The sequence below is a fragment of the Nonomuraea deserti genome, assembly GCF_004348685.1.
GTDB lineage: Bacteria > Actinomycetota > Actinomycetes > Streptosporangiales > Streptosporangiaceae > Nonomuraea > Nonomuraea deserti.
In genome coordinates, this window is the sequence record NZ_SMKO01000226.1 from 1 (window position 1) to 15500 (window position 15500).

A 15500-nucleotide genomic window follows, 5' to 3' on the forward strand; every position below is an offset into this window, starting at 1 on the left:
GGGTGGGAGGGGGCGTTCTCCCCGGTCGCGAACACGGCGTGCCGGACCTCCGCACGACGAGGCCGAGACATGGCCGGGGAGCGCGAAAAGTCCCGGCCCGCGCCGTTCTGTAGGGTCGGGGCCATGAGTCTCAGCGACATTCCGCTCCGCACCCTCGACGACGCTCCCACTACGCTCGGTGACCTCGCGGCCGGTAACGCCGCCCTGATCGTCAACGTGGCCTCCCGGTGCGGCCTCACCCCGCAGTACGCCGGCCTGGTCAAGCTCCAGCAGGAGTACGGCCCGCGCGGCTTCACGGTGATCGGCATGCCCTGCAACCAGTTCGCCGGCCAGGAGCCGGGCACGGCGGAGGAGATCCAGCACTTCTGCGCGGCGACCTACGGCGTCGACTTCCCGCTGCTGGCCAAGGCCGACGTCAACGGCCCCGGCCGCCACCCGCTCTACGCCGAGCTCACCCGGACGCCCGACGCCGACGGCGAGGCCGGTGACGTGCAGTGGAACTTCGAGAAGTTCCTGGTGGACCGGGAGGGCGAGGTCGTCGGCCGCTTCCGCCCCCGCACGACCCCGGAGGACGCCGCCCTCGTGGCGGCCGTCGAGAAGGTGTTGTAGCCGCCGAGGGCGGCCCGGCTGGACGGCAAAAGGTCGGCGCACGTGCCATTCGAGATGGAAAGTCCATTTACACGTGTAGTGTTCGTATCGCTGCGGTAAGTAACCGGGTGGGCTGCGGCTGGTTCCATCACCGGCCCAGCACGCTGACCGATGTCCGCAGGGAGTTCGCGATGACGATCAATCCGTACGCAGGATCGCCCTTCAGCTACGTCTCCGAACCCGCCGCGGCCCCCTACTCGATCGTCGAGCTGATGCCGGGCGTCCGCAACCTGTGCGAATACGTCCGGCTGGCCCCCGGAGAACGGGTGCTGCTGCTCATGGAGCACACCGTCGACCCCGTCGTCGTGCAGGCCATCGCCGCCGGCGCGGCCTTCCGTGGCGCCGACGTCCGCATCCTGTCCGTGCCGCCGTTCAGCGCCGGCGGCTGGGACCGGGAGGCGCCGCTGCAGATCGAGACGGCCGCGTTCCACGAGGCCGACGTCGTGATCAGCGGCACCTGGTGGGGCGAGGTGCACACCGCGCCGCTGTTCTTCGACCAAATCAAGTCCCGTTCCTCCCGCTTCCTGTCGCTGCACATGACCGCCACGGCCGGCGCGCTGCTCACCGGCGGCCGGCTGCCCGCCGAGGTGTTCTACGCACTGCTGCGCCGGGCGCTGCGGCAGCTGTCGGGGGCCGGGCGCATCCGGGTGACGTCAGGGCGGGGGACCGACGTGACGTTCTCCGGCCTGACCTTCGACCCCGACCCGGGCGCGCTGCGGCCCGGCGACTGGCGGCCCTTCCCGTACGGCGGCGCGAACTTCTGGCCCGCCGACACCGAAGGCGTGATCATGATCGAGGACAGCACGGTCACCGGCGTGCCCGAGGACCCCGTGCGCCTCACCCTCGAAGGCAACCTGGTTCGCAAGATCGAGGGCGGGGCGGAGGCGGAGCGGCTGCGGCGGTACGCACCCGAGGGCTTCTACATGCGCCACGGCCTGATCGGGCTGAACCCGAAGGTGCGGATCGCCGGCGGGACCCAGTTCGAGCGGGAGAAGCACTCCGGCGCCTTCTACTGCGGTATCGACGGGCTGACCGGCGGCGAGCCCGTCACGACGGGCCCGGGTTTCGCGCACTGCGACTGCCAGATGGACCGGCCCACCGTCACGGTGGACGGCGAGCTCTTCATCGAGCAGGGGCGGCTGCTGCTGCTCGACGAGCCGGAGATCCAGGAGGTGGCCGCGCGGTTCGGCCCGCCGGAGGTGGTCCTCGACGACAACCCGGTCATGATCCTGCCCCGCCGCTACGCGGGCCTCTCCGCGCAGTGATTCGGGGCCGGCCTCTCGCCGGGCGGGAACCCCGTCAGCGGCGGGGGCCGCAACTGCCCCTGATGATGAGCTCCGTGGGCAGGACCACGCTCCGGGCCCTCCTGGTGCCCGCGCGCAGGACGAGCTCCGCCGCACGGTAGCCCATGTCACGCCCCGGCTGGGCGATCACCGTCAGCGGCGGCGAGCACAACTCGGCCCAGGGCACGTCGTCGTACATGACGAGCGAGACGTCCTTCGGCACTCTCAGGTCGAGCTCCCTGGCCGCCAGCACGGCCGCCTCCCCGAGCACGTTGCCGCCGGCCACCACGGCCGACAGGTCGGGGCGGCTCTGGTAGAGGCCCGAGGCGGCGGCGTACGCGGAGTCGCGGCTGCCGGTGCCGAACACGATCAGCTCCTCGTCCACCGGAGCGCCCACGGCCACCCTGAAGGCGTGCGCCCGGCCCTCGTGGCCGGGGCCTCCGAGGAAGGCGATGCGCTTGTGGCCGAGGCCGCGAAGATAGCGGACCGCCGTACGGATGCCCGCCCGGTCGTCGGCCACCACGGCGGGGACGTCCAGCGGCCGGGCCGGGGGAGCGGGCGGCAGGCCGTCGAGGGCCATGAGGTCCCCCACGGCGGACTGCCCGGTGCCGTCGGCGGACGCCTGGGAGGGAAGCCGGTCGGCGAAGATCACGGTCATGCCCGCGCGTATCGCCGGGATCCAGGTTTCCGCGTCTCCCGACGGGACGGCTATCAGGCGGTCTACGCTCTGTTCGAGGAGCATGCCGATCAGGTCGGCCTCCTGCTCGGGGTCGCCGCCCGTCGAGCCGAGGACGACGGGCTCGCCCGCCGAGCGGGCGCAGGCCAGCACGCCTTCCGCCAGCTGCCCGTAGAACGTGTCGGTCAGGTCGGGGACGAGCAGGCCCATGCCGCCCGTGCGGCGCTGGCGCAGGTTGCGGCCGAGGGCGCTGGGGCGGTAGTCGAGCTGGGCGGCGGCGGCCAGGACGCGCTCCCTGGCGCCGGCGCTGGCCGAGCCGCCCGACAGCACCCGGGAGACGGTGGCGACGCCCACGCCGGCCGCCTCCGCCACATCTTTGATCGTCGCCCGCTTCTCCATGGAAACGATTCCATCATGGTTTCCGGCGATCGGGAAGTGCGGCGTGCCGACAACGGCTGGTCACGCTGTAACCCTTGACACCGATGTCCGTTTCGGGTGAGATGCTTGAAAACGTATCCACGCGAGTGGGCACACGGAACCAACGTCCGGGCCACAGCCCTGGAGCGCGAAGGAATGTCATGGCATCCATCGTTCTGACGAACGTCGACAAGATCTACGCCGGTGGCGTAAAGGCCGTGAACGGGCTCAACCTTGAGATCAGGGATGGCGAGTTCATGGTGCTGGTCGGTCCGTCCGGTTGCGGCAAGTCGACCGCGCTCCGGATGATCGCGGGCCTGGAGGACATCAGCGGCGGTGAGATCTCGATCGGCGAGAAGGTCGTCAACCACCTGCCGCCCAAGGACCGCGACATCGCGATGGTCTTCCAGAACTACGCGCTCTATCCGCACATGACGGTCGAGGAGAACCTCGCCTTCGGCCTCAAGCTCCGCAAGATGCCGAAGCCGGAGATCCAGAAGCGCGTCGGCGAGGCGGCCAAGATGCTCGGCCTCGAGACCTACCTCAAGCGCAAGCCCGCCGCCCTGTCCGGTGGTCAGCGCCAGCGTGTCGCGATGGGCCGTGCCATCGTGCGTGAGCCGCAGGCCTTCCTCATGGACGAGCCGCTGTCCAACCTCGACGCCAAGCTCCGCGTCTCGATGCGCGCCTCGCTCAACACGCTGCACGAGCGCCTCGGCGTCACCACGGTGTACGTCACCCACGACCAGGTCGAGGCCATGACCCTCGGCGACCGGGTCTGCGTGCTCCGCGACGGCATCCTCCAGCAGGTCGACACCCCGCAGAACCTGTTCGACAAGCCGGTCAACCTGTTCGTGGCCGGGTTCATGGGCTCGCCCGCGATGAACTTCGTCACCGCCGAGCTCGTCCGCGGCGACGGCGGCGCCGCCGTCACCTTCGCCGACATCAAGCTCTCGATCCCCGACTCGACGTTCACCGACAAGCCGGGCCTCGACCAGTACGTCGGCAAGAAGATCATCCTTGGCATCCGCCCCTCCGACTTCGAGGACGCCGGTTCGGCCGGCAACCACGCCAACGGCTGGGCCACGCTGCCGGTCAAGGTGGAGGTCACCGAGGAGCTGGGCTCCGAGATCAACGTGCTGTTCCTGATCGACGCCCCGCCGGTCGAGCACAAGGACACCGTGGCGGCCGCCGACTCCGGAGAGGACGAGGAGGCGTCGCTGCCGCTGGTGGGCGACAAGTCCCTGTGGACGGCCCGCGTCAACGCCCGCAGCCACGCGCGCTCCGGCCAGAACCTCGACCTGGTCGTCGACACGCACAACCTGCACTTCTTCGACTCGGCCTCCGGCCTGGCCATCGGTCACGAGGCCAACCGCTGAGTCTCCCTGTCTCCTGGTTCCCGGCCGTGAGCACGCTCGCGGCCGATCGGGCCCCCACCGCGACCCCCTCCCGCGGCGGGGGCCCGTCCTTTCCCGCGCGGAAGGTCAGCGGCCGATCCTGGCCGACACCATGGCCTGCAGCCTCTTGGGCACGAACCGGCCGGCCGCGACGATGACCTTGTAGCGCAGGCTCGGCACCGACACGCTCCTGCCCAGCGCCAGGTCGCGCATCGCCCCGCGGACCACGTCGTCGGCCTTCAGCCACAGCGGACCGGGGATGCCCGAGGGGTCCATCCCGGCGCGCTGGTGGAACTCGGTCCGCACGAAACCGGGACACAGCGCCATGACCCTGATGCGCGGATGGTCCACCGCGTGCGCGGCCGACTCGCTGAAGCTGACCACCCACGCCTTGGACGCGCCGTAGGTGCCGCGGGTGAAGAACGCGGCCGCGGAGGCCACATTGACGATCGCGCCCCTGCCGCGCTTCCTCATCGCGGGCAAGGCGGCCAGCGTCAGCCTCAGCACCGCCTCGCAGTGAACCCGGAGCATGCGCACCTCGTCGTCGACCGGCGCGTCGGGGAAGCTGTCCCGATTGCCGAAGCCGGCGTTGTTGACCAGCAGGTCGACCCCGTCGCGGAGCCTGGACCCGACCCTGGCGACCCCCTCGTCGCTCGCCAGGTCGGCGGGCAGCACCTCGACGTCGACGCCGTAGCGGAGCCGGAGCTGCTCGGCGGTCCGGACGAGCCGCTGCTCGTCGCGCGCGACCAGGACGAGTGAGAACGCGTCGGCGGCCAGGCGCCTCGCGAAGGCGGCGCCGATGCCGGCGGTCGCGCCCGTGATCAGTGCGGTAGGCATGGCTGAACACTAACGTTCATGGCAGGATGACGCCGTGCGCCCCGTCCCGGCCGTGCTCCTCCTCCTGGCCCTCACCGCCTGCTCAGGCCAGGCCCCCTCGCCTGCGCCCTCCGCCGGATCGACCGGCCCGGCGGCCTCCGCGACCGCCGCCCCGTCGGCGTCCGCGCCCACGGCCGCCACGCCGGCCGGGCCGGGCGAGCTGCGGTTCGCGAAGATCGGCGAGTTCGACAAGCCCGTCGCGTTCGCCGTGCGAAAGGGGGACGACCGCCTCTACGTCGCCGAGCAGACCGGCAGGCTGCGCACCTCCGCCGGCGACACGGTGATCGACCTGTCCGGCGAGGTGAGCAGCGGCAACGAGCAGGGGCTGCTCGGCGTGGCGTTCCATCCGAGCGGGCGGTGGGTCTACCTCGACTGGACCGACGCCCAGGGCGACACCCACGTCACCGAATGGGCCTACGACGGCTCCGAGGCGACGGCCAGGCGTGACGTGCTCACCCAGGAGCAGCCGTTCGCCAACCACAACGGCGGACAGCTGGCCTTCGGGCCCGACGGCCACCTCTACATCGCGCTCGGCGACGGCGGCGGTGCGGGCGACCCGCTGGGCAACGGCCAGAACCTCGGCACGCTGCTCGGCAAGATCCTGCGCATCGACCCGCGCGGAGACCCGTACACGATCCCCAAGGACAACCCGTTCGCCGGCGAGAAGGGCGCGAAGGGCGAGATCTGGGCGTACGGGCTGCGCAACCCCTGGCGGTTCACCTTCGACCGCGAGTCCGGCGACCTGTGGATCGGCGACGTCGGCCAGAACGAGTGGGAGGAGGTCGACCACCAGCCGGCGGGCTCCGAGGGCGGCGAGAACTACGGCTGGAGCCTGCGCGAGGGCAAGGAGCGCTTCCACGGCGGCAAGGGCGGCGACCTGACCGAGCCGGTGATCGTCTACCCGCTGGGCGAGGACGGCAACTGCTCGGTGATCGCCGGGCCGGTCTACCGCGGCACGAAGATCCCCTGGCTGCGGGGGCGCTTCCTGTACGGCGACTTCTGCGCCGGCTGGATCAAGGCCGCGCCCGTCGATGGGCCCGTCGACGCGCTCGATGAGGCGGCGGAGGTCGGCGAGGTCGAGCAGCTGTCGTCGTTCGGCGAGGGGCACGACGGCGAGCTCTACGCGCTCAGCCTCCAGGGCCCGCTCTACCGGATCGAGCCCGCCTGACCGCCGCAGCCCGGTGGATCGCCGGCCGCCCGGCTCTGCCTGACCCGCTCGATCATCTCCTCGACCTGGCCGTTCAGCCTGGCCCCCCGGATCCACCCCGCGTAGTGGGTGAGAAAGATCACCACCTCGCGCAGCTCGGGCTCGGTGAGGTCGCCGGTGCGCAGGGCCGCGTCGAGCTGCACGTCCGTCATCTCGTCCAAACCCTGCCCGACGAGGAGCCCGAGAAGGACCAGGCGACGCTCCCTGTCCGACAGGGCCGTCCTCGACCACACCTCGGCGAACTGGCGCTCGGCCGTCATGCCGAAGGAGTCGACGGTCTCCATGGCGGGGTCTGTCATCGCGCGCTCCCGGTTGTCGCAAGGGATCCTCACATCTTTCGCTACCTCTTGAGTTGAGCCAACGGGGGTTGCACGAACGTTGCATGCCCATGCGATCACGGAGTGTCGCCCCCGAGAGGTTGACATTCGGGCTGGTCACACGTGCGGAGGAGTCAGGCCCGGGCGCGTTCCTCGTGGGCGCGGCGCAGGAGCGTCATGAGACTCTCCTCCTCCCGGATCCACCGCCTGTGCTTCTCCGGCAGGCGCTTGAGCTGCTCCTCCTCGGCGAGCAGCCGCTGGTAGAGCTGCTCGCGCACGTCCGGGTCGCGCTCCACCTCCAGGTACTCCTGCGCGTGCCGGCGCGCGGCGGAGACCGCGTTCTGCGCCCGCCCCCGGCCGCTGACCAGCGAGGCCGCCACGGTGACCAGCAGCACGCCGAGGATCACCAGCAGGGACAGCCCGGTGGTGATCTCGATCACCGGCACCGGCTCGCCGTCGTTGATGAACGGCACGTTGTTCTCGTGCAGGGCGTGCAGGATCAGCTTCACGCCGATGAAGCCGAGGATGACGGCCAGCCCGTACGACAGGTAGATCAGCCGGTCGAGCAGGCCGTCGAGCAGGAAGTAGAGCTGCCGGAGCCCCATCAGGGAGAACGCGGTGGCGGTGAAGACGAGGTAGACGTCCTGGGTCAGGCCGAAGATCGCCGGGATGGAGTCGAGCGCGAACAGGATGTCGGTGCCGCCGAGGGCGACCATGACGAGCAGCATGGGCGTCATCACCCGCCGGCCGTTCTCGACGATGAACAGCTTGTCGCCGTCGTACTTGTCGGACGCCGGCAGCAGCCTGCGCGCGACGCGGACCATGAAGTTGTCGGGGGTGTGGCTGTCCCCGCCCTCGGGCTTGAGCAGGTTGCCCGCCGTCAGCAGCAGGATGAGGCCGAACACGTAGAACACCCAGGCGAACCGGTCGATCAGCGTCGCCCCGAGCCAGATGAACCCGCTCCTCGCGATCAGCGAGAACACGATGCCGAACAGCAGCACCTTCTGCTGGCCCGCCCGCGGCACCTTGAAGCCGCCCAGGATGACGAGGAAGACGAACAGGTTGTCGACCGACAGCGCCTTCTCCGTGACGTAGCCGGCGAAATACTCCGCTCCCGGGTCGGAACCGCCGAAGATCCACACGGCCACGCCGAACACCAGGGCGATGCCGACGTACAGAGCCGACCAGAAGGACGCCTCGCGCAGGGTCGGGATGTGCGCCTTGCGTACGTGGAAGATGAAGTCGAACAGCAGCAGGCCGGCGATCCCTGCGATCGTCAGCCACCACACCGCGGCGGGCACGTCCACTCCGGGCTCCCTCTCTGCCGGCCGTCGCGAGGGGCGACTCGGGGCGGGGCTCGCGACCTGGCAAGAGCTACCCGATCACGGCGGCGGTAAGCCTCAGCGCCGGCCAGACCGGGCGCGGCGTCATCCCCCGCGGCCACGGCCCCTCTGCCATCGAGCCGATCATCGGCGCCGTCACCGGATGACGCGCCGTGATCAGTCTCCGGCCGGCCCTTCTCGCCACCGCGTCGAACCCGCGGGTGCCGGACGACGTCTTAGGGGTGTGCACCGACTCGCCCTCATCGTCGCCCTGTCCGCCGTTTCGCTGGCCGGATGCTCGGAGGAGGCGCCTTGCACGCTGATCGGCACCCCGGTCGGCGTGTCGGTGATGGTGAAGGCGCCGGTCGCCGCCCGGGCGGACACCGCTGAGATGGAGGTCTGCTGGGACGGCGCCTGCCGGCGGGCCAGGGCCGAGCTCCGTACGGTCCGGCGGGCTGGAGAGGAGACCTGCGACGGTGACACCTGCTCGGTGACCGCGGTCCCGACCGCGGACAAGAGCGGCTTCGGCACCGTCCAGGGGTTGCCGAAGCGGCCGGTGGAGGTACGGCTGGCGCTCAAGGGGGCGGGGTCCGAGCCGGTGGCCGAGCACACCGTCACGGTCACCCCGAAAGGGCGCTTCCCCAACGGTCCCGGCTGCGGGGAGGGCGGCCCGAACGTCGCGCTCACCGTCGAGGCCGACGGGACGGTGCGGGAGAGCTGACCCCGGCCGTGATGACCGCCGTGATGACCCAATGACCCGCGCGATGACCCGCGCGATGACCCGCGCGATGACCACGGTGACCTGGGCTGATTAACACGGCGTTCACATACGGGCAAAAAACGGGAAACGGTCGTCCGTAAGACTCGGCGTGGCTGAGAAGAACCCCGAAAGGACCGCCGTGAGCTACAAGGCTGAGTACATCTGGATCGACGGCACCGAGCCCACGGCTCTGCTGCGCTCGAAGACGAAGATCGTGCCCGACGGGGTCGAGCCGCCGGTCTGGGGCTTCGACGGCTCCAGCACGAACCAGGCCGTGGGCCACGCGTCCGACCGCGTGCTCCGCCCGGTGTTCACCTGCCCCGACCCGATGCGCGGCGGCGACAACGTACTCGTGCTGTGCGAGGTCGAGGAGACCGACGGCGAGCCCCACGTGAGCAACACCCGCGCCCTGCTCCGGCCGATCGCCGAGCAGTACGCCGACCAGGACTCCTGGTTCGGCATCGAGCAGGAGTACACGTTCTTCAAGGGCAGCCGGCCGCTCGGCTTCCCCGAAGGCGGCTTCCCCGCGCCGCAGGGGCACTACTACTGCGGCGTCGGCGCCGAGGCCGTGTTCGGCCGCGAGATCGTCGAGCTCCACCTCGACCGCTGCCTCGCCGCCGGCCTGAAGATCTCCGGCATCAACGCCGAGGTCATGCCGGGACAGTGGGAGTTCCAGGTCGGCCCGGCCGGTCCTCTCGAGGTCGCCGACCACCTGTGGATCGCCCGTTACCTGCTCTACCGGACGGCCGAGGAGTTCGGCGTGGAGGCCACGCTCGACGCCAAGCCCGCCCGCGGCGACTGGAACGGCGCCGGCGCGCACACCAACTTCTCCACCCGCGCCATGCGCGAGGGCTACGACGCCATCGTCACCGCCTGCGAGTCGCTCGGCGAGGGCGACAAGCCGATGGAGCACGTCTCCCAGTACGGCGCCGACATCGAGCTGCGCCTGACCGGCCACCACGAGACCGCCCCGTGGAACAAGTACACCTACGGCGTCTCCGACCGCGGCGCCTCCGTCCGCATCCCGTGGCAGGTCGAGGTGGACAAGAAGGGCTACATCGAGGACCGCCGCCCCAACGCCAACGTCGACCCGTACGTGGTCACCCGCCTGCTGGTGGGCACTTGCTGCGCCGCGCTGGAGAAGGCCGGCCAGGTCTGACCTCCGCGCGGGACGGCCGGACGCCGCCGCCCGCGTGCGCGACCGCCGGGGGCTCCTCGCCGAGGAGCCCCCGCCGGCTTCATGGCAGGCGGAAGTCCAGGTCCGGCTCGATCTCCGCGACGTCCATCTGCGCCTTCTGCAACCTGCCCGAATGATCCCAGTTCATGGACTGCCAGCGGGTGAACTGGTCGAGCACCCACATGCCCGACTGGCGACTGCCGTTGCCGGACTTGCCGTTGCCGCCGAACGGCAGGTGCGCCTCGGCGCCGGACGTCGAGTTGTTGACGCTGACCATGCCGGCCGAGACGCCCTCGCGGAAACGGAAGGCGTGCTTTGCGTTCGTGGTGTAGATGGAGCTCGACAGGCCGTAGCCGGGGAGGTTGGCCAGCTCGATGGCCTCGTCGAGCGTGGCGAACGAGGTCACGCCCACGATCGGGCCGAACGTCTCCTCCAGGAACAGCCGGTCGCCCGGCTGCACCCCGTCGACGACGACCGGGTGGTAGTAGAGGCCCTCGCCGCCGTCGAAGTCGCCGCGCGGGTTGTCCTTGGTGATCCGCCCGACATTTCCCGATACGACCTTGTGGTGCGGCTGGAGCCAGGTCAGGAACTCCTCATACCGGTCGGCGAACTTCTGGTCGAGCAGCGGGCCCGCCAGCACGTCGCCCGCCGGGTCGCCGATCCTGGCCGCGCGCAGCGCCCGCGCGAACCGCTCGACGAACTCGTCGTGCACGCTCTCGTGCACGATGACCGTGCCGAGGCTGGTGCAGCGCTGGCCCGCCGTGCCGAAGCCGGAGAACAGCGCCCCCTCCACGGCCAGATCCAGCTCCGCGTCCGGCATGATCACCATCGGGTTCTTGCCGCCCAGCTCCAGGCAGGCGGACTGCAGGTGACGCCCCGCCAGCTCGCCGATCTTCCTGCCCACCTCGCTGGAGCCGGTGAAGCCGACCTTCTGCACGGTGCCCTCGCCGAGGGCCAGCTCCAGGCCGTCGAAGGTGTCGGCGCCGCCGGCGAACACGATGTTCAGCACCCCGTCGGGCAGCCCGGAGGCCGTGAACAGCCGGAACATGGCCTCCGCGGAGGCGGCGGCGTACTCGGCGGGCTTCCAGACGACGGCGTTGCCGCAGAGCAGGGCCGGCACCAGATACCACGAGGGCACGGCGACCGGGAAGTTGCCCGCGGTGACGACCGCCGCCACCCCGATCGGGTTGCGGAAGGTGAACAGGTTTTTGTCCGGCATTTCCGACGGGACCGTCTGGCCGTACAGCCTGCGCCCCTCACCGAGGAAGAAGTCGCAGGTGTCGACGATCTCCCGGACCTCGCCCAGCGCCTCGGCGTACGGCTTGCCGATCTCCTCCGTCACCAGCCGGGCCAGCCGCTCGGCGTTGGCCTCCACCAGCCGCCCGATGGAGGCGATCACCCGGCCGCGCACGGGGGCCGGCACCCTGGCCCACTCGCGCTGGGCCTCCTTGGCGGTGCGGCAGGCGGCGGCGAACGTGCCCGCGTCGGCCAGCCCGACCCGGGCCACGACCTCGCCCGTGCGGGCCGGGTTCAGCGATGTGTACGTGCCGGCGACGGCGGCTTCCTTGCCACCCACCACGGAAACGATCTGACGGCTCACCGGTGCCCTCCTCATAGTTCCTCCGGACAGACAATCATCTCGCCGGAAAAAACCCAAGAAAACCGCGTCGTCAGCCGGTCAGCACGGCGTCGATCACATGCCGCGCGTTCGCGGCGATCGAGGGATTGCTGTGACGGTAGTAGGGCAGCTGGATCAGGGCCATGGACAGCGCCCAGCCGCGCCCGCGGGCCCAGGCCGCGTCATCGGCGCCGAGCGCGTCGCGGAAGGTCTGCCGGGCGGCGGGCGGCAGCAGGTTCCAGGCCGGGATCAGGTCGCAGGCGGGATCGCCCACCCCCATGGTCGCGAAGTCGATCACAGCGGCGAGCCGGCCGCCCTCGACCAGCATGTTGCCGGGCATCAGGTCGGAGTGCGCCCACACGGGAGGGCCCGCCCACTCGGGGGCCCGCAGCGCCTCCTCCCACGCCGCCGTCGCCGCGGCGGTGTCGATCAGCCCTTCCAGCTTGCCGATCGCGGTCCGCGTCCCGGTGTCCACCGACGACAGCGGCCCCGCCCGGTAGGCGACCGGCCCGTCCGGCAGGTCGACGCGCTGGAACGCGGCGACGAACCGCGCCAGGTCCTTGGCCAGCGACTCGGCGTCCGCGAGTCGGGCCGGGTCGGGGTTGGCGCCGTCGAGCCAGCGGTAGACGTACCACGGCCAGGGGAATCCTTCGGCGGGCCCGCCCAGGCCGAGCACCGTGGGGACGGCGGCGGGCAGCAGCGGGGCGAGCCGCGGCAACCAGCGGTGCTCCTTCAGCACGTCGTCGACGCCCCACGGGACGCGCGGCAGGCGTACGGCCAGGTCGTCACCCAGCCGGAAGATCGCGTTGACCGTGCCGCCGGAGGGGAACGGCTCGACCGGCAGGCCCGCCCATCGCGGGAACTGGCCGGCCACCAACCGGCGGACGAGCCCGGCGTCGATGTCGAGCTCTTCGTCATGCATCCTGCCCATGGGCGCCTTTCTCGTTCGGACCGGGCCCATATCAGCGTTCTCCGGCGCCGCCCGTCAACTGGTTTCCTGCTCGCGCGTGTGCCGCAGGACGAGCTCCGCGATCCGGCGCGGCAGCCCGGGCGACAGGAACGAGTGCCCCATGCCGGGGACGGTCCGCAGGCGCGCGCCGGGGATCTGGCCGGCAAGCGCCTCGCCGTGCGGCAGCGGCAGGAGCGGGTCGTCCGTGCCGTGCACGACCAGCGTGGGCGCCGTGATCGAGGACAGCGGCGCGAGCCAGCCGGCGGCCGGCTGCCGCCCCGCCAGGTCGTGGTTGGCGGCCGCGCCGGGATCGGCGCTCAGATCGTGCGACTCCGCCACGAACCGGCGCGCGGCCTCCTCGTCGAACGGCAGTCCGTCGCCGCTCAGCACCCGCCAGGTCTCCAGGTTCGCCGCGAGGTGCTCCGCACGCGTCGTACGCGGCATCGCCGCCGACCGGGCCAGGTGCTGCAGGAAGCTCGGCGCGGGCGGGGGCAGGTCGCCGGGGTCCGGCGCCCGGCCGGCCAGCGCGCGTGCCCACGCGGGTCCGGTGTCGGCGCCCATCGGGCTCGTCATGATCGCCGTCAGGGTCCGTACGCGCTCCGGGCGGTGCACGGCCAGCCACTGGCCGATCTTGCCCCCGAGCGAGGCTCCCACGACGTGCGCCGAGCCGATGCCGTACGCGTCGAGCACGGCGGTCGCGTCGCCGGCCATGTCGGCCGGCGTGTAGGGGCGGGCGGCGAAATCCACGCAGTCGGAGCGGCCGGTGTCGCGGTGGTCGAAGCGGATCACCTGCAGGTTCCCTTTCGCGAGCGTCTCCACGAGCTCGTCCGGCCAGCCCATGCCGGGGGTGGAAGTGCCCATGACCAGCAGCACCGCCGGGTCGTCCGGATCCCCGTACCGCTCGGTCCACAGCCGCAGATCCCCCGATGAAATGAATTTCCCCTGAAAGGCAATCACGGCCATCAATATAGCGAATTGCCCGCCATTCTGTATTGCTTTTAAATGTGCGCTATTTCGATATTCGTGGTATAATGGGAGTAATGCAAAAGGTGGTGGACGTCCTCCGCGAGGCCCCCGTACTCATCCCCGGACGTCCGGACGTCCGGACGTCCGGACGCCGTCGGAAGCGTGCGCAGCCGCCCCTTCCCGCCCGCATGGTCAAGTGGCGCGCGAAGGCGACGCCCGCGCCTGGTGGCCATCAGGCGGCCGGACCATCAGGCGGCGGGCATCAGGCGGCGGGCATCAGGCGGGCCGGACCATCAGGTGGCCGGGGCGTCGGGCGGCGGGATCGTCAGGCGGTGAAGTCGGTGAAGTCGAAGCCCGGCGACACGATGCAGCTCACCAGCACCGGTTCGTCGCCTGTCGGCCTGGCCGACTGCCACACCCCGCCGGGCACGACGGCCTGCGGCACCTGGCCGCGTTCCACGTCAGGCCCGAGCATGATCGTGTCGTCCCCGACGGTCAGGGACAGCGGCCCGCCACGGTGCCACAGCCAGACCTCGTCCGACCTGACCGCGTGCGGCACCGACTGCTCGCCCGGCTGGAGCAGGAAGTAGATGCCGGTGGCGCTGGCCCGCGGCCCCGGGTAGCCGTCCGGCCGGAACGTCACCGTCGACCGCCACGTCTCCCTGAACCAGCCGCCTTCGGGGTGGGGGAGCAGGTCAAGGGCCTCGGCGACGGGCGGCCGCTCGACGAACGCCACCGGAGCCCCCGTCACGTCCCTGCGCAGGAAGCGGTTGCCGTCGAGGACGAGCTGCCCGTCGAGCCGGCTGGCCAGCGCCGCGGCCTCATCGGCCACTTGAACGGACGGGCCGCTGGGGTAGATCCGTAGCTCCACCTGGCCAAGTTTAGGGGCATCCCAGACGCACCGCGGGGCCCGTCCCGTCCGCTCGTGGCGAGCGTCGGGCGGTCCTGCACCGGCCCGCCGGCGGCTGCCGGTGATCTCCCGGACTCGGGGCGAAATGTCGGTCGGGCTGGCTAGTCTGCGGCAGGTGATCGAACGGTGGAGCCGTGACCAGGTGCTCGCTCTCGCCCCCGACGCCTCCTCCCAGAAGGCGGCCCAGGGGGTGGCGACGCCCGGGAAATGGTCGTTGCGCGGCACGACGGGCACGGTGCTGTACGGCGAGTGCAAGGGCAGCGGGGCCAAGCCCTACCTGGCCTGTGTCGATCTCACCGAGCCCGCATACCGATGCACTTGCCCGAGCCGAAAGTTCCCGTGCAAGCACACGCTCGGCTTGCTGCTCCTGTGGTCCGCCGACGGGGTTCCCGCTCAGGAGCCGGCGCCGCAGTGGGTGACCGAGTGGGTGGAGGCCCGCGCCGAGCGGGCAGCCAGGTCGGCAAGCAAGATCGAGGCCGCGCGGGCCAAGGCCGCCGCCGGCCGGAGTGCGGAAACCGCGGGCACGGGAACTTCGGGCGTGGAAACCCCGAGCGCGGAGACCCTGGGTTCGGAATCCCCGAGCGTGGGAACTTCGAGCGCGGAATCTTCGGACGCGACGGCCTCGGGCGCGGGAACCTCGGGCCAGGAAATTTCGGGGGTGGGAACCCCGGGCGCGACAGTCTCGGGCGCGGAATCTTCGGACGCGACGGCCTCGGGCGCGGGATCCTCGGGTGCGGAAATGCCGGGGGCGGACACCGCCGGACGGCCAGGTGCCGGGCAGGGCCTCGGCGCGGACGGTTCCCGGCGGGGCGATGCGGACGTCCCCGGGCGGGGCGATGCGGAAACCGCCGGGCGGGGCGATGCGGAAACCGCCGGGCGTGCGGATGCCGGGTTCGCCGGGCGGTCGGGGGCAGAGGTCGCAGGGCGGCCGGTTGATGGCGTCGGGCCGTCCCGTGGAGGGGATGGGCAAGCTGCTGGGG

General features: G+C 71.3%; 15 protein-coding genes. 7 read left to right on the forward strand and 8 right to left on the reverse strand.

All coding sequences use genetic code 11. The annotated features are described in order from the left end of the window. Positions 1 to 123 precede the first annotated feature (123 nt). Entirely contained in the window at positions 124 to 609 is a 486-nt protein-coding gene (locus E1292_RS44090; RefSeq protein ID WP_132605645.1) for a glutathione peroxidase, read from the forward strand. 170 nt (positions 610 to 779) lie between these two features. Continuing rightward, positions 780 to 1913, forward strand: a complete 1134-nt coding sequence (locus E1292_RS44095) for a 2,5-dihydroxypyridine 5,6-dioxygenase NicX family protein (protein ID WP_132605647.1) — start codon at positions 780 to 782, stop codon at positions 1911 to 1913. 34 nt (positions 1914 to 1947) lie between these two features. Here E1292_RS44095 and E1292_RS44100 read toward each other — a convergent pair whose 3' ends face one another. Beyond that, positions 1948 to 3006, reverse strand: a complete 1059-nt coding sequence (locus tag E1292_RS44100; protein ID WP_132605649.1) for a LacI family DNA-binding transcriptional regulator — start codon at positions 3004 to 3006, stop codon at positions 1948 to 1950. A 179-nt stretch (positions 3007 to 3185) separates the two neighbouring features. On the opposite strand from E1292_RS44100, the gene E1292_RS44105 reads away from it, so the two are divergent. Further along, positions 3186 to 4400: an ABC transporter ATP-binding protein gene (locus E1292_RS44105; protein WP_132605651.1), complete on the forward strand. Its 1215-nt coding sequence runs from the start codon at positions 3186 to 3188 to the stop codon at positions 4398 to 4400. 105 nt (positions 4401 to 4505) lie between these two features. Here the strand turns inward: E1292_RS44105 and E1292_RS44110 are convergent, their stop codons facing one another. Continuing rightward, positions 4506 to 5255, reverse strand: coding sequence for an SDR family NAD(P)-dependent oxidoreductase (locus tag E1292_RS44110; RefSeq protein WP_132605653.1), 750 nt, complete (start codon positions 5253 to 5255; stop codon positions 4506 to 4508). A gap of 34 nt (positions 5256 to 5289) precedes the next feature. Between E1292_RS44110 and E1292_RS44115 the strand changes: the two genes are divergently transcribed. Then, positions 5290 to 6462 (forward strand): PQQ-dependent sugar dehydrogenase, encoded by a 1173-nt coding sequence (locus E1292_RS44115; RefSeq protein ID WP_246090763.1) that lies wholly within the window; start codon positions 5290 to 5292, stop codon positions 6460 to 6462. Here the strand turns inward: E1292_RS44115 and E1292_RS44120 are convergent. Together E1292_RS44120 and E1292_RS44125 are read right to left on the reverse strand one after the other, a co-directional pair. Beyond that, positions 6441 to 6800: a carboxymuconolactone decarboxylase family protein gene (locus E1292_RS44120; RefSeq protein ID WP_132605655.1), complete on the reverse strand. Its 360-nt coding sequence runs from the start codon at positions 6798 to 6800 to the stop codon at positions 6441 to 6443. The two genes, E1292_RS44115 and E1292_RS44120, sit on opposite strands and share 22 nt — an antisense overlap. Positions 6801 to 6952: 152 nt before the next feature. Continuing rightward, a complete protein-coding gene (locus E1292_RS44125) occupies positions 6953 to 8125 on the reverse strand; it encodes a TerC/Alx family metal homeostasis membrane protein (protein ID WP_132605657.1) in 1173 nt (390 codons plus the stop codon). Positions 8126 to 8384: 259 nt separating this feature from the next. Here E1292_RS44125 and E1292_RS44130 point away from each other — a divergent pair, with 259 nt between their 5' ends. After that, positions 8385 to 8861, forward strand: coding sequence for a hypothetical protein (locus tag E1292_RS44130; protein ID WP_132605659.1), 477 nt, complete (start codon positions 8385 to 8387; stop codon positions 8859 to 8861). A gap of 178 nt (positions 8862 to 9039) precedes the next feature. Next, positions 9040 to 10059 carry a glutamine synthetase gene (gene glnII / locus E1292_RS44135; protein WP_132605661.1) on the forward strand — a complete coding sequence of 340 codons (1020 nt, stop codon included), beginning with the start codon at positions 9040 to 9042 and terminating at the stop codon, positions 10057 to 10059. Between the two features lie 79 nt (positions 10060 to 10138). Here glnII and E1292_RS44140 read toward each other — a convergent pair whose 3' ends face one another. The 4 genes from E1292_RS44140 to E1292_RS53120 form a co-directional block, all read right to left on the reverse strand. Next, positions 10139 to 11677 (reverse strand): aldehyde dehydrogenase family protein, encoded by a 1539-nt coding sequence (locus E1292_RS44140; RefSeq protein ID WP_132605663.1) that lies wholly within the window; start codon positions 11675 to 11677, stop codon positions 10139 to 10141. A 70-nt stretch (positions 11678 to 11747) separates the two neighbouring features. Continuing rightward, complete coding sequence (locus E1292_RS44145; RefSeq protein WP_220447361.1) at positions 11748 to 12626, reverse strand: aminoglycoside phosphotransferase family protein; 879 nt, start codon at positions 12624 to 12626, stop codon at positions 11748 to 11750. A 54-nt stretch (positions 12627 to 12680) separates the two neighbouring features. Continuing rightward, a complete protein-coding gene (locus E1292_RS44150; RefSeq protein WP_132605665.1) occupies positions 12681 to 13601 on the reverse strand; it encodes an alpha/beta fold hydrolase in 921 nt (306 codons plus the stop codon). Positions 13602 to 13935: 334 nt separating this feature from the next. Further along, complete coding sequence (locus E1292_RS53120) at positions 13936 to 14481, reverse strand: cupin domain-containing protein (RefSeq protein WP_246090765.1); 546 nt, start codon at positions 14479 to 14481, stop codon at positions 13936 to 13938. 154 nt (positions 14482 to 14635) lie between these two features. On the opposite strand from E1292_RS53120, the gene E1292_RS54560 reads away from it, so the two are divergent. Then, on the forward strand, positions 14636 to 15500 hold an 865-nt coding region (locus tag E1292_RS54560), incomplete at its 3' end, for an SWIM zinc finger family protein (protein WP_246090767.1).